Here is an 18742-nt window from a genome sequence, read left to right as displayed (position 1 = left end):
CATAGCGACCCTCAGGTCCTGCGGCAGGGCTCCGCCCGGGCTGGTGACAGTGAACTCGACGCCGTCGACGTCGCCTGCGAAACAGCTCGGTGCTGCGGCCCGCTCGGCGGCCTCGTTGACCGATTCCTCCTCGGACCCGCTTGCCGACGAAGCAGCTGCCTTGTCGGTCGACTTCCCTGCCCGGTCTGTGAGCGAGACGAAATCGACTCCCCGGGCTTCGGCCGGCTGAGCGGCGGGAGTCGCAGCGTAGGCCGCGGTAGAGGCAGGTGTAGCGATGGCGGCGAGCCACATGCATATCGTGGAAATCTTCCGGCGCGTTCTCATGTTTTCTCTTTCTGCTGGTTGCAGCTTGCTCCGGGCGTACTCAGCCGCGGCCGCGGGAGGCGCCCTGGCAGTGGTTCCGGTCGAGCCGGTGGAGCCTGAAACGGGTGCGGTAGAGGAGCGCGGACACCGCGTTGGCGGTCATACCGAACTGCTCGGCCACGTCCTTGGCGGATCGGCCCTCGACGGCGGAAAACCAGAGCACGGCGCGGGTGCGCACGGGCAGTTCGGCGAGGAGATCGGCAAGGTGACAGCGGTCGGCGACGCGGTCGGGGATCTGGGGACGCGGTTCGGCGGTGTCGTACCGGCTGAAGGTGTCCACCAGGACCTCCTGCGCCATCCGGTGGTGGCGGCGGTTGGCCGCGTTGCCGACCACGGACAGGAGGTAGGAGCGGAACGAGGTGTCGGGGCCGAGTCCCTTGCACAGTGCCTTGAAGACCTGGAGGAAGGCGTCGGCGGCCAGGTCGTCGGCGTCGTGGACGTGGGGCAGCGACCTGGCGAAGGCGAGGGCGGCGCCGGAGTGCCGTCGGTACAGCTCGGCGAACGCCTCGCGGTCACCGGAGCGAGAGCGTTCCAGGAGCTCGGCTTCGGCGTCTTGCTGGGCAATCATGGGGTGCCTTGAGGGGAGAGCAACAGGCTGGCCGGGTCGGGGAGTCGGGGGTGGCCACAGGGGTGCGGAGTCGTGCATCTGGTACGGCTCACGGTTGCTCTTCTCCGGGAAGAAGCCCGGTCGTCGCCGTTCATGCCGTAGCCGATCTCCAGATCCCCGTGCGCGGGGATGGCGGCCATGCCCTTCTTGGGGGTGATGGCGACGTGGTGACCCTTGAGGCGGCGGTCGCGCCCGCCATGATGAACTTCTTGCCGCGACGAGGCAGTTCCATTTCCATCCTTTTTGCGGTCCGGGTAACCGGATAGGACAAGCGCACGGCCCGCATGACTCATTGACGGTGATGCGTGTACGCAAAACCGGCGTACAGGACCTGGATTGCTCTCACGGTATCTGTGCACCGCTTTTCCCCCATCAGACCCGGGGGCGATATCCGTTCTACAGTGTGAGTTGACCAAGGTGTATCGGAAATTGCTTCACCAGTTATCCACGGCGCCGCGGGCGCCCGGGGCCTCGGCGTTCGGCCGTGATGATCGTGCCGCGCCCTCGGCCTCGGCGAGCACGGCGCGCCGGCTCCCTGATTCCTGCGGAGGGTCTCCGCACGGGAGTTGTCACCTCAAGTAATCGCGCACGACGTCCAGGAACTCCCGTCGGCTGGCCCGGATGTACGCCCAGACCTTCTCGTCCTGTGGCTCTCCCGGATCGCCGGGGCCTTCCCTGATGACGTCCTGAATGTCGAACGCGAAGCGCCGTGCCGCCTCGTTGATCTCGGGCGCGCAGAGCATGTGAATCGTCTTCTGCGTGACCCACACCCGGTCAAGGGTCTGTTTCGCCCTCGCTTGCCACTGTTCGTCGGCCAACTTGTGCTGATAGCGGTCCACCGCTACGCGTTCGGCTTCCTGCGCCGCGGACAGGAAGGCGATGAGGTGGGTGAGGCGCTCCTTGCGGCGCGCCTCGCGTACCTCGGCTCGTTCTGATACCCGTTCCGCCGAGTGCTGGGCCAGCCATGACACAAGCCCACCGAGGACGACGCCGATGAGCGGCGCGAGCGTTGTCCATGCCACGCCTCACTGTGGCACTCGCGCAGGCGATGCCGCGGTCCCCTTGGGCATTTCATGGGAGTCCGGCCGGCCGTGCGCGTACCCCGCGGCCGGGCCGCCCTCAGCCCCGCTTGCGGGCGAGCAGGAACGCCTGCGGTGTGCGTTCGGCGAAGGGGCCGTCGTCGGGCTCGCGCAGCGTCCGCGCGCGGACCTCCAGGTCCGCTCGTTCCAGCAGCTCCGCCATCTGCTCCGGCTGCCGCCGGTGGAAGTCGAGTTCGACGGGGCGGCCGAACGCCGTCCGCATCCGCAGGGGCTCGTCGCCGACCTGGAACGCGAGCAGCGCGTACCCGCCGGGCGACAGGATTCGGTGGAACTCGGCGAAGGCCCGCGGCAGTTCCTCCAGCGGCAGGTGGATGGTCGAGTACCAGGCGACGACGCCGCCGAGCGCCCCGTCCGGCACGTCCAGCGCGGTCATCGACCCCACGGAGAAGGACAGCCCCGGGTGCTCGCGCCGGGCTACCTCGATCATCCCCGGCGACAGATCGATCCCGGACACGTCCAGCCCCAGGGCGCGCAGGTGCGCCGTCACGCGGCCGGTCCCGCAGCCGAGTTCGGCGACCGGGCCGCCGCCCGCGCCCCGTACGAGCTCGGCGAAACCGGCGAGCAGCGCGCGGTCGAGGGGCTTGGCGGCCAGCTCGTCGCGGGCGAAGTCGGCGTATTCGACGGCCATGGAGTCGTAGGAGGCGCGGGTGGCGTGCAGGAAGTCGGGTTCGGTCACGGGGAGGCACCGTACCGCACCGGTGCCCGGCCGGCGCTGCCCCGTCCCCGTGCGGGGAGCGGCCGGTGGCGGCCCTCAGCCGAGGGCGGCGACGATCCGGCGGATCGCGTCGGTGACCTCACCGGTGTCGACCGCCGTGTAGCACAGCCGGAAATAGCCCGGCTCCGCGCAGGACAGCAGCTGGCCCGGCAGCAACTGCACCCGCGCGTGTTCGGCGAGGTGCCGGCGCAGCGCCTCCTCCCTGGCGTCGATGTGCGGGAAGAGCACCGGCTGCGTGAGCCCGGCCCCCGGCTTGCTGTCCGACTCGCGCGCGAACTCCCCGGGGATCTCGTCGGGTTGCGGGAAGTACGGTCCGCTGTGCGAGGACATCCCCGCCAGGCCGGTCACCGGCAGGTGCGCGCGCAGGTCGAGCCAGAAGAACTGCGCCGTGTTCTGGCCCTGCCGGTAGCGGTAGGGGATACGGCCCCGGTCGAGCTCGGCGCGTACGCTCCGGAACGCCCCGGAGAGCAGCTCCCGGTACTGCTTCATCAGTTCCAGCGGGTAGGGGGCGTCCCCCACGCGGGTCCGCAGCATCGCGCCGATGACCATCTGCTGGAGGGAGGCGAACGGGCTGAACCAGGAGTACGTCTCCTGCTGGTCCTTCACGCCCGTCATGGCCGACCGCACCACCGGCGACTTGGAGATCACGACCCCGGCCTTGAAGCCTGACAGGCCGAAGTCCTTCGCGAAGCCCCAGACGACGTGCACGCGTTCCCGCGCGTCCTGGATGTCCCGGTAGGCGTCGAGCGCGAGCGCGCTGACGAAGTCCGGGGTGGCGTCGGTGAGCTGGGAATGCGCGTACATCTCGTCGGAGACGATGTGCATCCCGGTCTCGGTGAGCGCCCAGGTGTGGATCTCTTCGAGCAGTTCCTTGGGGTAGTTGACGCCCAGGGGGTTGTGGGGGTTGGTGAGGACGAGCAGCTTCGGTGGCTCGGGCTGGGTGCGGTACGCGCGCTGGAGGTCCTTCAGCGTCAGCTCGAAGTTCTCCCTGCCCGCCTCCCGCAGCTCGACGGGTACGCACAGCAGCCCCGGCCGTTGCTCGAAACACCAGTTGAAGCCCTGCCAGTACGGCGCGGGCAGCAGCACCCGGTCGCCGTCGCGCAGGATCCCGCCGTCCTTGAGCGCGAACGCCAGGCACTCCAGCGCGGCCGAGACCCCGGAGGTGCCGAACACGTCCTGCCAGTCCAGACGGTCGGAGAACACCGGCCGCAGCATCGCGGCGATGTCCTGGCGCAGGGCGTCGCCGCCGTACGCCGGCGCGTACTTGGCGTCCTTCTGCTCGATAACGCCGAGCCGGGAGAACACGTTGTCCCTCAGGGACGGGTAGACGAGGACGTTCTCCGCCGTCGCGAGGTTGGTGACGTCCGGGAACAGCTCCTGGTACAGGGCGAGCCGGTGCTCGGGGTCGGCGGCACCGGCGAGCCGGGCGAGCAACTCGTCCGGGGACCTGCCGTCGGCACCGGAGCGCGGGGCGCGGCTCTTCCCGTTCTTCGCGCTCTTCCCGTTCTTTCCGTTCTTCGCGTGCGTGGCCATGATCCGTTCCCTCCTGGGGTCGGGGCGCCTCCGCCCGGCGGGCGGGCGGCCCCACAGCCTGCTGGAGACCGGGCGGCGGGCCAAGGGGGCGGGGCGCGGAACGGGACACCGCGCGGCGTCCGCGGGTGGCCGATACCGTGCTGCCGTTCCGCGCGCCCCTTGGCGATCATGGTGTGGACGGCGGTCGTCGTCGGACCGGAGCGACCAGGAGGAACGCCGTGACGGACAGCAGGACGCCCGGCCGCTGGCGGATGGTGACCGAGGTGGTGGCCGTCCGTCGGCCGCACCCCCGGCTCACCGGCCATGTCTCGGCCTACGTCGGCGTGGACCAGCTGATGAACCCGCCGGTGCGCCGGCGCATGGTCGCCAGGGCCGCGCCGGCCGTCGTGATCGATTTCGACGCGGCCGTCCGGCGTACGTACGGGCCCGACGGCACGGAACAGTTCTCCCCGCTGCCCTCCCCGGTCAGCGGGGTGCTGGACGCGCCCGCCGACGTCGAGCTGGCCGGGAAGCACTTCGGGGTCGCCCTCTTCCTCACACCGCCCGGTGCCTTCGCGCTGCTGGGCGTCCCCATGCGCGAACTCGCCGGCGTCCACGTCCCGTTGGCCTGCGTCGTGGGGGACCGGCCCCAGGACCGCCTCGCCGACCGGCTCGCCTCCGCGCCCGACTGGCCCGCCCGCTTCGACCTGTTGGACCGCCTGCTGCCCGTGCTCCTCGCGGCGGGCCCCGCCCCCGCCCCGGCCGTCCTGCGGGCCTGGCACACGCTGGAGGAGACCGCCGGGCGGATCCGGATCTCCGAACTCGCCGACGGAGCCGGACTGAGCCGTCGCCGCCTGGAAGCGCTCTTCCGGGAACAGATAGGGGTCTCGCCCAAGACGGCCGCCCGCATCCTGCGCTTCCACCGGGCCTTCCGGATGATCACCGACGAGACGCGCGACGTCGGTCTCGCGGTCGTGGCCGCCCGGTGCGGCTACGCCGACCAGGCCCATCTCTCCCGCGAGGTCCGCGCGCTCTCCGGTGACTCCCCGGCCCGGCCGTCCCAGGACGTCATCCAGCCCACGGCCGTCGGCCCGTCCCCCGCCGGGTGAGCGACGACCTCTTTCTTCAAGACCTTGTTTCAACACCTTGTTTCAACGACGACGCATTTCTTCAAGACCGCCCCACCCGGGCGGACGTACAAATGGACTGCGGGGGACGCCCCCTGGCCCCTCGGGGGGCGGCCAGGGGGCGCGCGATCCGGGAGCGTGAGCGCTCCCACCGCTCAACGCGGCGGATCGAAGAGGCGGTTGCCGTCGCTGAGCAGCCCCGCCCGTTTCACGTGCCGCAGCACCGGGAGCACCTCCAGCCGGTCCACGGTCCGCAGCCCGCCGATGCCCTCCGTCATGTACGTGTACAGGTCGCGCTCGTCGCGGCAGAGCACCGTCGCGGCGAGGTTCGCGCTCCCCGTCGTCGCCGCGACGAAGGCGACCCGCGGGTGCCGGGCGAGCGCCCGGCCCGCCGCGTCCAGGTCACCGGGCGCGACCGTGGCCCACAGCGCGGCCTCGGTGTGATAGCCCAGGTGCCGGGGGAGCACCTCGATGTCGAGGACGAGCGCGCCGGTGCGGCGCAGTTGCTCCAGACGGCGCCGCACCGTGGATTCCGAGCGGCCCGCCGCCTTCGCGAGCTCCGGATACCCGGCCCTGCCGTCCTGGGCCAGGACCGCCAGCATCGCGCGGTCCGGGCCGTCGAGCCGGACCGTACCCGCCTCCTCGGCCGGCGGCGGGGCGAGCGCCGACCGCTGCTCCTCGCTCAGCATGCCCGGGGCCGCCCAGTGCTCCGGCCCGATCGGGAACTGGCGCAGCATGCTCTGCGCGGAGACCCCCGTGACCTGCTGGGTACGCGGCAACTTCCGCAGCAGCAGCGCCTCGTGGTCCTCGCGCGTGGCCGAGGCCACCAGGCAGCCGACCTCCGTACCGCCGGAGAAGATCTTGACCCAGCCGGTGTCGGGGCGGCGCGCCAGTGACTCGGCGATCGCCACGGCCGCACCCGGTACGCACTGGATGCGCAGCCGCGACTCGAACCGTCCCACGCGTTCGGCGACCGGCAGCCCCAGCACCCGCAGCAGCCCGGCGCCGCGCAGCCGCCGGTAGCGGCGGATCACCGTCTGGTCCGTCGTGCCCAGCACGGCGGCGATCCGGCTGAAGGCCGCACGCCCGTCGATCATCAGGGCCTGCACCAGCTGCCGGTCCAGCAGGTCGAACTCCTCGCCATCCATGGTTTCCATCTTCACACGGCCTTGTACGTCGGATTCCGCCGCAGCAGAGGTGCTGGGTTCCGGTAAACGCCACCGTGGTGCGAGTTTCGACGGCATTGTTCGAGTTGTCGACGACGGAACCGTGGAGGTCCGGATGCGCAAGTGGCTGCCGCTCACAGCGGTGTGCCTGGGGACGTTCATGCTGCTGGTGGACGTCACGATCGTCGTGGTGGCCCTGCCCGACATGGCCGGAAGCCTGCACACGTCCTTCGCGGACCTGCAGTGGGTGATGGACCTGTACGCGCTCGCGCTCGCCGCGCTGCTGCTGGGCGTCGGCGCCCTCGCCGACCGGATCGGCCATCGGCGGGTGTACGTGGCCGGGCTGGCCCTGTTCGCCCTGGCCTCGCTCGCGTGCGGGCTGGCGGACGGCCCGGCGGTCCTGATCGCCTTCCGGGGCGTGCAGGGCGTCGGCGGTGCCGCGATGCTCGCCACGACCACGGCCCTGATCGGCCGGCTCTACCAGGGCCGGGACCGGGGCGTCGCCTTCGGCGCGTGGGGCGCGGTCAGCGGGGCCGCCTCGGCCGCCGGGCCGGTCCTGGGCGGACTGCTGACCGAACACCTCGACTGGCGCTGGATCTTCTTCGTCAATCTGCCCATCAGCGTGCTCGCCGTCGTCATGACGCTGAAGTACGTCGCCGCGCTGCCGGGCGCGCCCGCGCGCCGGGTCGACCTGCCCGGCACGGCGGCCTTCACCGTCGCCGCCGGAAGCGCCACCTACGCGCTGATCAAGGGCAGCGACCTGGGCTGGACCTCGGCGCCGACGCTGGGCCTGTTCGCCCTCGCCGCCGTCGCGCTCCTCGCCTTCGTCGGCGTCGAACGGCGCCGCGAGCAGCCGCTGTTGGACCTGGCGCTGTTCCGGCGCGGCACGTTCTCCGGGCTGATGGCCGCCGGTGTGCTGCTGTCCGTGGCCGCCTTCTCCTACCTCGCCTACATCTCGCTGTGGCTGCAGTCGGTCAAGGACATGGGCCCGGTGACCGCCGGGCTGGCCTGCGTGCCCATGAGCGCGGCCGCGTTCGTCGTCGCCTCGCTCTCGGGCCGTTTCCTGCACGGGGTCTCCCCGCGCTGGACGATCGGCTCGGGCATGCTGCTGATCGGCCTCGGCGCCTTCCTCCAGGCCGTCGTGGACGCGGACGCGGACTGGCTCGTCCTCTTCCCCGGCCTGACCGTCACCGGCGTCGGCGTGGGCCTGACCACACCGGTCCTCGCCTCGACCGCGATGGCCTCGGTCACGCCCGACCGCGCGGGCATGGCCAGCGGCGCCGTCAACACCGCCCGTCAGCTCGGCAACGCGCTGGGCATCGCCGTCCTCGGCGTGGTCTTCCACGCCGGGCTGTCCGGCGCGCTCGCGGACCACGGGTCCGCCGTGGCCGATCCGTCGGCGACCGCCGACGCGCTCGCCGGGGGCCAGGCCGCCGCCGTGGCCGCCCACGCGGGCCCGGGGGCGGGGGAGTTGGTGGGCGAGGCCTTCGCCGCCGGGCTGCGGCAGACGTTCCTCGTCTCCGGGACGCTGGGCGTGCTGGGCGGCCTCGTGGCCCTGCTCCTCGTGCGCCGCCCCGTGACCCCGGCGGCGCCGGCGGTCAGCGGTCGGCCCGCAGCTCGGGAGGCAGCGGCGCGGGGCTCAGGTGCGGCAGCACGCTGAGGGCGATGTCGACCAGGTTGGCCTGCTGCTGCGGGGTGAGGTGGTCCAGCAGGTACCGGCGGACGCCGCGTACGTGCACGGGGGCCGCGGCACGCAGCGCCTCGACGCCCCGGTCGGTGAGGACGGCGTGGGCGCGGCGGGGGTCGTCCGCGTCGTCCGCCCGTACCACCAGGCCGCGCTCCTGCATACGGCGGATCTGGTGGGAGACCCGGCTCTTGGACCACTGGGCCTCGGCGCCCAGCTCGCCCAGGCCCAGCCGGTGGCCGGGGGCCTCGGAGAGCAGCACGAGCACGGTGTAGTCGGCGCTCGACAGGCCCGCCTTGCGCAGGTCCTGGCTCAGCCGCGCCTCCAGCATCTCGCTCATCGCGACGTAGCCGCGCCAGGCGCGGGCCTCGTCCCGGTCCAGCCACTCGGTTTCGCTCACGTCGGCACACTGTAGTGAACGGGCCGGGCCGCCCCGGAGGGCGGTCCCGGCCGGACCGGGACGAGGGCGCGGGCGTACCCCGCCTTCGGTACGGCCCTCAGCACGCGACGTCGAAGGTGCCCTTGAGGTCCATCCGCTGCTTGGCGCCGTCCTGCTCGAACTCGATGACGGCCGTCACCGTGTCGTCGTTCCAGTTCTGCACCTGCTCGACGGTCGTGCCGTCGGCCTCGGTCCACTTCAGGCGGTAGACGCCCTCGGACTCCTCGCGGTGCTCGACCTTCACCGTGCCCTCGGCCGGGTCCTGTCCTGCCACGACCTTCCAGTGCGCGGTGTCCGCGCCCTCGAAGCGCAGCTCGAACTTGTAGCCGTTGTCGTAGGAGATCCGCAGGGTCTCGTCGGCGAACTCCGGCTCGGCGTCCTGCGACGCGGCGGTCTGCAACGCGGCGGAGGCCGCGGCCGCCGCCGGGAACCGCTCGGTGTGTGCCGGGGTGTCGGCCTGGGCCATGACCGGCGTGAGGGCCAGCAGTGCGGTGGACAGTGCGGCGGTGGCTCCGAGACCGAGGGCCAGGCGGCGGTGCTTGCGGTTCATGGGGAACCCCTTCCGTTGAGTTGATGTGTCAACCGTGACGTTACGGACCGGGTGGTTGATGTGTCAACTGTGGAGGTCGGCGGCACCGCGCCGGAGCCGGTCGCCACGGTCCCCGGCCCCGTCCCGGGAGGACGGTGCACGGCGGAAAATCGGTGGACGGGGCGGAGTCCGGGCCGGATAGGGTGATCCCACTCCGAAGATCACGCTCCTGGAGAAGGACGCCGCGCGACAGGAGCGGGCCGGTCGACCGTGGGCCGGTCGTGGAGGGGCGGCACCAGGCAGTCCGTTCCCTATGTCCGTTCCATAGGCCCGTTCCATAGGTCCGTTCCGTAGGCCCTTTTCGTCTGCCCTCCCGCCTCCCGAGGAGATGCGTGTCATGAACTCCCGCCCTGCGAGCGCCGGTTCCGAGCGCGACGACCGCCCCAAGGTCGGTCTCGGCCTGCCCGCCGCCGACCCCGCCGTCCTGCTCGACTGGGCCCGGCGCGCGGACGCCGGGCCCTTCAGCAGCCTCGGCCTGCTCGACCGCCTCGTCTACGACAATCCCGAACCGCTCGTCACCCTCGCCGCGTTGGCCACGGCCACCTCGCGGATCCGGCTGCAGACCGAGGTGTTGATCGCCCCCGTGCACAACACGGCGGTGCTCGCCAAACAGACCGCCACCCTCGACCGGATCGCCGGCGGCCGTTTCACGCTCGGTATCGGCGTCGGCGGACGCGAGGACGACTTCCGCGCCGCGGGCACCGACGTCCGCCGCCGCGGGAGCCGGCTCGACGAGCAGATGGCGCTGCTGCGCCGCACCTGGGCCGGCGAGCCCTACGGCGAGGACGCCGGGCCCATCGGCCCGGCTCCGCTCACCCCGGGCGGCCCCGAGGTCCTCTTCGGCGGCTTCGTCCCCGCCGCGCTGGAGCGGGTCGCCCGCTGGGGCGACGGCTTCCTCGGCGCGGGCCTGCCCCCGCAGGCCATGGACGATCTCTTCCGCCAGGTAGAAAGCGTCTGGGACCGGCACGGCCGCGCCGGCCGTCCGCGGCTGGTCGCCCAGGTCAACGCCGTCCTCGGCCCGGACGAGGTGATCGCCGAGGCCCGGCGGAACGCCCACCGCTACTACTCCTTCGGCGGAGACCTCGCCGACCAGGTCGTCGAGAGCATGCTCACCACGGCCGGGCAGATACGCGCCGCCGTCGACGCGTACACCGGCATCGGGGCCGACGAGGTCGTGTTCTACTGCTGGGGAACGGACCCGGGGCAGGTCGAGCGGCTGGCGGAGACCCTGTTCTGAAGGGCTGTCGGCCATCGGCGGCAAATTACCGCTGTTGCCCAGGGGTTGACCCGTCGTATGGTGGACGCGCAGCACGCACCCCGGCCGTGACGGCCGGGCGTTTTCCGAGCAGGGGGAGAAAGGTGCGTGCCCGATGTTCGTCGGGCTTCTGTCTGCGATCGGCGTCCTGGTCTACACGGCGCTCGTCTCCGTTCTCGCGCTCACCGCCACCTTCGCGCGGCGTCCGGCGCTGAGGCGCGAAGCGCGTACCACTTTGGCCGTTCTCCTTCCCGCCCGGGGGGCGGGGCGGGTGTCAGGGCCGGAGAGGGGCGCGCGGCGGTAGGCCCGGGGCGGTCTCCACCCGCAGCTCCGCCAGCCCCCGGATCACGTACCCCTTCTTGCGGCGCGGCTCCGCCGCGAGCCGTATCCCCGGCGCCCGCCGCAGCAGCGCCTCGCACACCGCGCTGAGTTCGAGGCGGGCGAGCGGGGCGCCCAGGCAGTAGTGGACACCCGCGCCGAAGGAGAGGTGGGGGTTGTCGGGGCGGGTGATGTCGAAGCGGTCGGGGGCGGGGAAGCGGGCCGGGTCGCGGTTGGCGGAGCCGAAGAGGAGGGCGACCTCGCTGCCGCGCGGGATACGGGTGCCGGCCACGTCGATGTCGTCGAGGACCCAGCGCTCGAAGAGGTGCAACGGGGTGTCGTAGCGCAGCAGTTCCTCCACCGCGCCCGGCAGCAGTCCCGGGTCGGAGCGCAGCGCGGCGAGCTGCTCCGGGTGCCTCAGGAGCGCGAGCCAGCCGTTTCCGGTGGAGTTGACGGTGGCCTCGTGGCCGGCGTTGAGCAGCAGGACGCAGGTGGAGACCATCTCTTGTTCGGTCAGCCGGTCGCCCGCGTCGTGCACGGCGATCAGCGCGCTGATCAGGTCGGGGCCCGGGGTCCGGCGGCGGTCGGCGATCAACTCGCGCAGGTACGCGGAGAATTCCACGGAGGCCCGTACCGCCCGCCGGGCCGTCTCCTCGGCCGGGTTGAGTTCGTACATCCCGCAGATGTCCGCCGACCAGGGCCGCAGGAGGGGGCGGTCGGCCTCGGGGATGCCGAGGAGATCGGCGATGACGGCGACGGGCAGGGGCTCGGCGACGGCGGTGACGAGGTCGCCGCCGCCGTCCGCGACGAGCGCGGCGACCAGTTCGTCCGCGCGGCGGGTCACGGCGGGCGCGAGTTCCCGTACCCGGCGCGGGGTGAAGGCCTGCGAGACCAGGCGGCGGATCCGGCCGTGGTCGGGGTCCTCCAGGTCGAGCAGCCCGTGGTCGTTGAGGGTGTGGAAGGGCTCGTGCGCGGCCGGGGGCGGGGTGCGGCCGAACTCCTCGTGCGTGAAGCGGTGCAGATACGTCCGGCCCAGGCGGCGGTCGCGCAACAGCGTCTGGACGTCCTGGTGGTGGGGGATCAGCCACTGGCCGGTGGGCTCGTACCAGTGGACGCGGCCGCTCGCGCGCAGGGCCGCGTAGGCGGGGTAGGGGTCGGCGGCGAAGGACGGGGACTGCGGGTCGAAGGCGGTTGCCGTGCCGGTGACTTCGCTCATGCTTCCGGACTGTAGTGGGGGGTCCGGAAGCATGGGGAGCCGTCAGGAGGGTTCCGGCAGGAAGCGCACCAGCACGCTGCTCAGGACGTGCAGCCCCGCGTAGATCCACACCACGCCCGCGACGCCCAGCGGGCCGAGGAACAGGGTGCCCAGCAGCGGGCCGAGGGCCACGCTCGCTCCGGCACCCAGGCTGTAGGCCGCCATCACCTGGCCCTTGCGCTCGGGTGCCTGGGCCGTCATCAGGGGCGGCAGCGGTACGTACCCGGCGAGCCCCGCGCCGAACAGGCCCGCGGCGAGGGCCGCCACCAGGAAGTCGGGGCCCGCGGCCGTGGGCAGGTAGTAGAGCGCGAGGCAGCCCGCCGCGCTGAGGACACCGCCGCACCACATGACCGTCCGCCGCTTGCTCCAGCGGTCGCCGAGCCGCCCGAAGATCAGCACGAAGACGAGGTTGGCGCCCATCATGACCGACAACAGCCGCAGCCACTGCGAGAGTTCGAAGCCGAGCGAGTCGGTGAAGTAGAACGGCAGGAACACCCACAGGCCGAACTGCGAGGTGGTGTTGATCAGCCGGACGGCGGCGCCCGCGCCGACGCGGGGCCGGCTGAACAGGACGGTCACGCTGCCGCGCAGGGCCGCCCGTACGTCCCGCTGCCCGGCGGGCAGCAGCGGCCCGCGTCCGGTGGGTTCCCGCAGCAGGACCAGGGCGAGGGCGGCGCCGGTGAGGACGAGCGCGAGGGAGATCCACAGCGTCTCGTACGCGCCGACGGCGGGCACGAGCGCGGAGGCGAGCAGTGAGCCGAGGGTCGGCAGGCCCAGGGTGAAGGCGAACCAGAACCAGCCCAGTGCCGTGCCGATCGTGCGCCGAGGAGCCGCCGCCATGATCCACACGAGGAAGCCGTAGGCGAACAGCGGATAGCCCAGGCCCCGGATCCCGTAGGCCGCCATGATCAGCGGGTAGCTGCCGAGGGGGATCGCGACGGTGAGCAGCAGGACGTGGCAGCCGGCCCAGAAGGCCGCGCCGACGGCCATCACGCGCCGGGGTCCCCACGCGTCGGCGAGGGCCCCGGCGAGGAAGGCGCCGAGGGCGGCGGCCGCCCCGTACACGGTGAAGACCGCGCCGACGGCGCCCTCGGAGAAGCCCAGGCCGACCAGATAGGGCGAGAGGTAGCCGGTCTCGATGCCGTCGCCCGTCATGAACAGGACCAGGCCCGCGTAGCCCCACACCAGGGGCCGGGGCAGGCCCGCGCGGTCGAGCAGGGAGCGGCGCGCCCCGGGCGCCGCCCCGGGCGGTGCGGGGCAGGGGGTGGCTGGGGCCTGGGACACGGGGCCTCCGTCCGGAGATGGGCAGAAAACGCGCACGGGGCGGGAAGGCCGGAAGGGCCCGGAATGCCGCGCCGGTGCGACGGCCCCCGATAAAAGCCGCAGCAAACACGTTATGTCAATGGAATTGACAGAACTTCTCGGAAAGTGTGTGATCTGAGCGGTGTCCGCAGCGTCGCGGGCACCCTGTTCCGGAAGCTGTCGCATCCAGGACAGCCCGGGAACGAGGAGGAGCCCATGGCCGCGAGCCGGGGGACCGAGGCCGAGGTCGAGCAGCGCAGACAGCTGCTGCTGCGGCGCGTCATGGAGCGGGGCGAAGCCCGCATCGACGCGCTCGCCGACGAACTCGGCGTCAGCGCGATGACCGTCCACCGCGACCTGGCCAACCTCGAATCCCGGCAGCTGCTGCGCAAACGGCGCGGCAGCGCGGTCGCGCTCGCCGACCTCACCATGGAGACCGCCACCCGCTTCCGCGAGCACCGCCAGTCCGCCGTCAAGGAGGCCCTCGCCGCCGCGCTCGTGCGGCACGTACGGCCCGGCCAGACCGTGCTCATGGACTGCGGCAGCACCCTCTTCCCCCTCGCGCGCCGCCTCGCCCGCATCGAGCGCCTGACGGTCGTCACCAACTCGCTGCGCGTCGCGGGCATCGTCGGCAAGGACGCGGCGGACGGCACCACGGTGACCCTGCTCGGCGGGCCCTTCCACGCCGACTTCGAGTCCTGCGCCGGCACCGAGACCCTGCGGCAGCTCGCCCGGATCCGCGCGGACGTGATGTTCGCCTCCGTGACCTCCGTCAGCGACGGACGGCTCTACCACCCCGTACGGGAATGGGCCGACCTCAAGGAGGCCATGCAGGACGCCGCCGAACAGCGCGTCCTGCCCGCCGACCACAGCAAGTTCGGCCGCACCGCCACCCACGGCTACGGCGATGCCACCGGCTACGACCTGGTCGTCACCGACGAGGCCGCCCCCGAACCGGAGATACGCGCGATCGAGGCCCTCGGCGTGACCGTCGAGCGCGTCCCGTTCCCCGGCGACCGGCAGCGCCCGTAACACCCCGCAGTACCCACGACCACCAGCCACCCACTGGTTGACAACCCCCACTGGGCAACCGCCACTTGGCAAGCACCAGTCGACACCCCCACCCCGAAAGGAAGCCGGCCCATGCGTGCTCTCGTCGTCGAGACCCCGGGGACCTTCTCCGTCCAGACGGTCCCCGACCCGGTCCCCGGCCCCGGCGAAGTGGTCGTCGCCGTCGCGGCGGTCGGCATCTGCGGCACCGACATCCACATCGTGGAAGGCGAGTTCGCCCCCACCCCGTACCCGATCATCCCGGGGCACGAGTTCACCGGCGAGGTCGTCGCCCTCGGCGCGGGCGTGAGCGCGGTGCGCGAGGGCGACAAGGTCGCCGTCGACCCCTCGCTGTTCTGCGGCGCCTGCCACTACTGCGCGATCGGCCGGGGCAACCTGTGCGAGAACTGGGGCGCGATCGGCGACACCGTCGACGGCGCCATGGCCCAGTACGTCAAGGTGCCGGCCGCCAACTGCCACCGGCTGCCCGAGAACGTCTCCCTCGCCCAGGGCACCCTCGTCGAACCGCTGTCCTGCGCGGTGCACGGCTTCGACAAGCTGCCCCGCGAACTCGGCTCCCACTACCTGATCATCGGCGCCGGCACCATGGGCCTGATGATGCTCCAGCTCGCCCTGCACGCCGGCGCCGCCTCCGTCTCCGTCGTCGACCTCAACCCGCGGCGACTGGAGATCGCCAGGAAGCTGGGCGCCGACGCGGCCGAGGTGAGCACCGACTCCTTCGGCCGCCCGCAGGGCTGGGAGGTCGTCATCGACTGCACGGGCGCCGTCCCCGCCATCGAGGACGGGCTGCGGCGGGTGCGGCGCGGCGGCACCTTCCAGCAGTTCGGCGTGGCGGCCTCCGGGGCGACCGCCCGCTTCTCCCCGTTCCACGTCTACAACGACGAGATCACCATCGTCGGCTCGATGGCCGTCGTGCACAGCTTCGGCCGCGCCGTGGAACTCATGGGCAAGGGCGTCCTCGACGCCGACACCATGATCACGCACAGCTTCGGGCTGGAGGAATTCCCCGAGGCGCTGCGGACGTTCCGGCAGGGCACCGGCCGTAAGATCCAGATCCGCCCCGCGGCCTGAGCGCCGCACCGGCAGCCGAGGAAGAGGGAACCTCATGGGGACGGTCGTCGGAGTCGACTCCTCCACCCAGTCCTGCAAGGTCGTCGTCTGCGACGCCGAGACCGGGAAGGTGCTGCGGCGCGGCCGCGCCCCGCACCCCGAGGGCACCGCGGTCGACCCCGAGGCGTGGTGGCAGGCACTCCAGCAGGCCCTGCGCGAAGCGCTCGGGGACGGCGGAGCGGACCCGCTGCGGGGCGTGGACGCGATCGCCGTCGCCGGGCAGCAGCACGGACTCGTCGCGGTCGACGCCGACGGCAGGCCCGTCCGCGACGCGCTGCTGTGGAACGACACCCGATCCGCGCCCCAAGCGGCCCGGCTGATCGAGGAGTTGGGCGGACCGCAGGCGTGGGCCGAGGCCGTCGGCACCGTCCCCGTCGCCGCTGTCACCGCCGCCAAACTGCGCTGGCTCGCCGACCACGAACCGGACGCCGCGGACCGTACGGCACGCGTGCTGCTGCCGCACGACTGGCTGACCTGGCGGCTGTGCGGCGGACCCGCCTCGGGCACGGAACCGGCCACCGACCGGGGCGACGCCTCCGGCACGGGCTACTTCTCGCCCGCCGAGGGCCGCTACCGCACGGACCTGCTGGAGCTCGCCCTGCGCGGCCGCAGCCCCCGGCCGCCGCGCGTCCTCGCCCCGCACGAGGCCGCGGGACACACCCCCGGCGGCACCCTCGTCGCCGCCGGCACCGGCGACAACATGGGCGCCGCCCTCGGCCTGGGCCTGGCCCCCGGCGAGGCCGTGCTCTCCCTCGGCACCAGCGGCACCGTCTTCGCCCGCTCCGCGCGCCCCACCGCCGACGCCACCGGCGCCGTGCAGGGATTCGCCGACGCCACCGGGGAGTTCCTGCCCCTGGTGTGCACGCTGAACGCCGCCCGCGTGCTCAGCTCCACGGCCCGCATGCTGGGGGTCGACCTAGACGCCCTGGACACGCTGGCCCGGCGGGCCGTCCCGGGCGCCGACGGGCTCGTCCTGCTGCCCTACCTCGGTGGTGAACGCACCCCCAACCTGCCCGACGCCACGGGGAGTCTGCTCGGCATGCAGGTCGGCAACATGTACCCCCACAACCTCGCCCGCGCCGCCGTCGAGGGCATGCTGTGCGGCATGGCCGACGCGCTCGACGCCCTGCGCGCCCAGGACGTGCCCGTCCGCCGGCTGCTGCTGATCGGCGGCGCCGCCAAGGCCCCTGTCGTCGCCGAGGCCGCCGCCCAGATCTTCGGCGTGCCGGTCACCGTGCCCCGGCCCGACGAGTACGTGGCCCTGGGCGCCGCCCGCCAGGCCGCCTGGGCCCTCGCCGGCACCCCCGAACCCCCCTCCTGGGCCCCGTTCGAGGGCGCCGGGCTGCCCGCCCCGGCGGACGCGGGCACGGCTGGGCGCGCGATCCGCGACGCGTACGCCCGGGCCCGGGAACAGGTCCACGGCGTACGGGCCTGAACGCCCCGCCGGACGGTGGCTGTTGGGGACTATCGGCGGTTAGTGGCGCTTATTGGCGGACGGTCCAGTGGTCGTTCGCCCCCGCCTGGAGGAACTTCAGCGCCGGGCACAGGAACGCGGAACCGTCGGGGTGGGTGTCGGTCCACGGGGAGTCGGCCGGACGGGCCGGCTTCCACGAACCGGCGGCGCGCAGCTGGACCGAGCCGCTGTCGAAGACCGTGGTACGGGCCTCGTCGCAGTAATAGCCGTTGCCCGTCGCGGGGTTGACCGAGGCGTAGATCTCGAACATGTCCCAGCCGTGGTCCAGCCCGCTCTGGTCCCGCCCCGACTGGCGGAAGAGCAGGTCCCAGGCAGAAGCGCGGTAGTTGTACAGGTAGGCGGACCACCGGTTGGCGGCGGGGTCGTCCTGCACCATCTGGACGGTGTAGGCGGGCCGTCCGGTGGCGGTGGTGGTGTAGGTGGCCAGGAAGTCGGCGTTGACCGGCAGGGTCCTGGCAGGGCCGCCGGGGCTGGAGCACCAGTCCCAGGCCCAGATCTCGTTGCCGCTGCTCCAGTAGGCGGTGACGACTTCCATGCAGGAGTTCTGGGCCTTGGTGGTGGGCGCGTACGTGAAGTTGTCGGCGTTGGAGACCTTGTAGCCGGCGTCGACGCTGTGGGTGGCCATGATGCCGTCGTGGGTGCCGGGCTGCGGGAAGACGCCCCACCAGTTGTGCGTGACGTCGGCCCGGGCGGCGGCTGTTCCGTGCCCGGGCATCAGGTGCTGGTGCCGGGCCGCCTCGGCCTGGGCCCTGCGGCCCTCGGCGAAGACGCGTGCGGCTTTCTCCCGTCCGGCGTCGTGTCCGGGGTGGTGCCCGGGGTCGTGTTCGGGGTCGTGCAGCCCGGTGACGACGGTGCTCCGGTGCGGGGCGTCGGGGGAGGGGGCGACGGTCGCGGTCGCTGTCGCTGTCGCTGTCGCCGACGTGGTCGTGGCACTGGCCGTGGTGACGCCGGCCAGTGCCGCCAGTGCGGTGAGCAGGGTCGCGGCCAGGCGTCTGCGGGATCTGTGCATGGGGGGTTCCTCCGGTGGGGGTGGTGCGCGTGGGGGGTGGGAGCGTGCGCGGGCGGCGAACAGCCGTCGCGCCGGAAATGTGCATGACAACTCCTGAGGGTGTCAAGGTTCCGGGAGGAGCGGATGCTTCGCGTGAACTCGCGCGGGGCTGCGGCCAGTTGGCGGCGACGAACGCGACATCCGTGACGGATCGTTTCTTAACGCCGCCGGGCTCGTTGAGGGGTGGCGAGCGCCCCGAGTGGCCGAACCGCGGGGCGACCGAGCATGTCGAGGAGAGGAGAAGCGCTGTGCTTCGGATGACCACGGCCCTGGCCGCGGCCGCCGCGACGGTGGCGATCACGGCGGCGGGCGCCCACGCCGCCGCGCCCCGTACCGCCGCGCGCGTACCCGCCGACCAGCCGCCCTACGCGTACAAGGACTGCGTCAGCGCCGCCAAACAGAAGGGGGAGAGCCCGAGCTATGCGAAGTGGCACTGCGACGAGCTCGTGAAGAAGGGCTGGGTGAAGAAGCCGCACAGCTGACGAGCGCGGTGGCGCGGGCCCCGTGCCCCGGTCCGGTCCTCCGGACCCGGGGCGCGGGGCCGCGTGCTGTCCGGGGTTTGACCGTCGGGGGAGGGGCCCTGCATCATGCTTTCACTAATCACTTA

Annotated in this window: 17 protein-coding genes; 7 read left to right on the top strand and 10 right to left on the bottom strand. The window is 72.6% G+C overall.

The genetic code is table 11. The features are described 5' to 3' along the window. Window positions 1-364: 364 nt before the first annotated feature. The 4 genes from ACFP1Z_RS30625 to ACFP1Z_RS30610 all read right to left on the bottom strand — a co-directional run bounded on the left by ACFP1Z_RS30625 (window position 365) and on the right by ACFP1Z_RS30610 (window position 4318). Complete coding sequence (locus ACFP1Z_RS30625) at window positions 365-931, bottom strand: RNA polymerase sigma factor (RefSeq protein WP_390320979.1); 567 nt, start codon at window positions 929-931, stop codon at window positions 365-367. A 608-nt stretch (window positions 932-1539) separates the two neighbouring features. Beyond that, window positions 1540-1992: a hypothetical protein gene (locus tag ACFP1Z_RS30620; protein ID WP_390320978.1), complete on the bottom strand. Its 453-nt coding sequence runs from the start codon at window positions 1990-1992 to the stop codon at window positions 1540-1542. Between the two features lie 97 nt (window positions 1993-2089). Further along, entirely contained in the window at window positions 2090-2746 is a 657-nt protein-coding gene (locus ACFP1Z_RS30615) for a class I SAM-dependent DNA methyltransferase (RefSeq protein ID WP_390320977.1), read from the bottom strand. A gap of 75 nt (window positions 2747-2821) precedes the next feature. Continuing rightward, complete coding sequence (locus ACFP1Z_RS30610; RefSeq protein WP_390320976.1) at window positions 2822-4318, bottom strand: pyridoxal phosphate-dependent aminotransferase; 1497 nt, start codon at window positions 4316-4318, stop codon at window positions 2822-2824. 218 nt (window positions 4319-4536) lie between these two features. Between ACFP1Z_RS30610 and ACFP1Z_RS30605 the strand changes: the two genes are divergently transcribed. Continuing rightward, window positions 4537-5406 carry an AraC family transcriptional regulator gene (locus ACFP1Z_RS30605; RefSeq protein ID WP_390320975.1) on the top strand — a complete coding sequence of 290 codons (870 nt, stop codon included), beginning with the start codon at window positions 4537-4539 and terminating at the stop codon, window positions 5404-5406. Window positions 5407-5579: 173 nt separating this feature from the next. Here the strand turns inward: ACFP1Z_RS30605 and ACFP1Z_RS30600 are convergent, their stop codons facing one another. Continuing rightward, window positions 5580-6581, bottom strand: a complete 1002-nt coding sequence (locus ACFP1Z_RS30600) for an Lrp/AsnC family transcriptional regulator (RefSeq protein ID WP_390320974.1) — start codon at window positions 6579-6581, stop codon at window positions 5580-5582. Between the two features lie 124 nt (window positions 6582-6705). Here ACFP1Z_RS30600 and ACFP1Z_RS30595 point away from each other — a divergent pair, with 124 nt between their 5' ends. Further along, window positions 6706-8250 (top strand): MFS transporter, encoded by a 1545-nt coding sequence (locus ACFP1Z_RS30595; RefSeq protein WP_390320973.1) that lies wholly within the window; start codon window positions 6706-6708, stop codon window positions 8248-8250. Here ACFP1Z_RS30595 and ACFP1Z_RS30590 read toward each other — a convergent pair. Next, the gene (locus ACFP1Z_RS30590; RefSeq protein WP_390320972.1) at window positions 8189-8674 is read right to left on the bottom strand and encodes a MarR family winged helix-turn-helix transcriptional regulator; all 486 of its coding nucleotides are present in this window, start codon (window positions 8672-8674) and stop codon (window positions 8189-8191) included. The two genes, ACFP1Z_RS30595 and ACFP1Z_RS30590, sit on opposite strands and share 62 nt — an antisense overlap. Window positions 8675-8771: 97 nt before the next feature. Further along, window positions 8772-9263 (bottom strand): phenolic acid decarboxylase, encoded by a 492-nt coding sequence (locus ACFP1Z_RS30585; RefSeq protein WP_390320971.1) that lies wholly within the window; start codon window positions 9261-9263, stop codon window positions 8772-8774. 376 nt (window positions 9264-9639) lie between these two features. On the opposite strand from ACFP1Z_RS30585, the gene ACFP1Z_RS30580 reads away from it, so the two are divergent. Next, entirely contained in the window at window positions 9640-10539 is a 900-nt protein-coding gene (locus tag ACFP1Z_RS30580; RefSeq protein ID WP_390320970.1) for an LLM class flavin-dependent oxidoreductase, read from the top strand. Window positions 10540-10831: 292 nt separating this feature from the next. Here ACFP1Z_RS30580 and ACFP1Z_RS30575 read toward each other — a convergent pair whose 3' ends face one another. Next, window positions 10832-12091 (bottom strand): cytochrome P450, encoded by a 1260-nt coding sequence (locus tag ACFP1Z_RS30575; RefSeq protein WP_390320969.1) that lies wholly within the window; start codon window positions 12089-12091, stop codon window positions 10832-10834. 42 nt (window positions 12092-12133) lie between these two features. After that, on the bottom strand, window positions 12134-13414 hold the full coding sequence (locus tag ACFP1Z_RS30570) for an MFS transporter (protein ID WP_390320968.1): 1281 nt from the start codon (window positions 13412-13414) through the stop codon (window positions 12134-12136). A 234-nt stretch (window positions 13415-13648) separates the two neighbouring features. Here ACFP1Z_RS30570 and ACFP1Z_RS30565 point away from each other — a divergent pair, with 234 nt between their 5' ends. The 3 genes from ACFP1Z_RS30565 to xylB all read left to right on the top strand — a co-directional run bounded on the left by ACFP1Z_RS30565 (window position 13649) and on the right by xylB (window position 17048). Then, window positions 13649-14464, top strand: a complete 816-nt coding sequence (locus tag ACFP1Z_RS30565) for a DeoR/GlpR family DNA-binding transcription regulator (protein WP_390320967.1) — start codon at window positions 13649-13651, stop codon at window positions 14462-14464. 111 nt (window positions 14465-14575) lie between these two features. Further along, the gene (locus ACFP1Z_RS30560) at window positions 14576-15574 is read left to right on the top strand and encodes a zinc-dependent alcohol dehydrogenase family protein (RefSeq protein ID WP_390320966.1); all 999 of its coding nucleotides are present in this window, start codon (window positions 14576-14578) and stop codon (window positions 15572-15574) included. Between the two features lie 34 nt (window positions 15575-15608). Further along, a complete protein-coding gene (xylB, locus tag ACFP1Z_RS30555; RefSeq protein ID WP_390320965.1) occupies window positions 15609-17048 on the top strand; it encodes a xylulokinase in 1440 nt (479 codons plus the stop codon). Between the two features lie 49 nt (window positions 17049-17097). Here xylB and ACFP1Z_RS30550 read toward each other — a convergent pair whose 3' ends face one another. Further along, a complete protein-coding gene (locus ACFP1Z_RS30550; protein WP_390320964.1) occupies window positions 17098-18096 on the bottom strand; it encodes a carbohydrate-binding protein in 999 nt (332 codons plus the stop codon). A 287-nt stretch (window positions 18097-18383) separates the two neighbouring features. Between ACFP1Z_RS30550 and ACFP1Z_RS30545 the strand changes: the two genes are divergently transcribed. Further along, window positions 18384-18617: a hypothetical protein gene (locus ACFP1Z_RS30545; protein ID WP_390320963.1), complete on the top strand. Its 234-nt coding sequence runs from the start codon at window positions 18384-18386 to the stop codon at window positions 18615-18617. Window positions 18618-18742 lie beyond the last annotated feature (125 nt).

The sequence above is a fragment of the Streptomyces gamaensis genome (assembly GCF_042656465.1).
Taxonomy (GTDB): Bacteria; Actinomycetota; Actinomycetes; order Streptomycetales; family Streptomycetaceae; genus Streptomyces; species Streptomyces gamaensis.
This window is presented reverse-complemented; position numbering and strand designations above follow the sequence as displayed.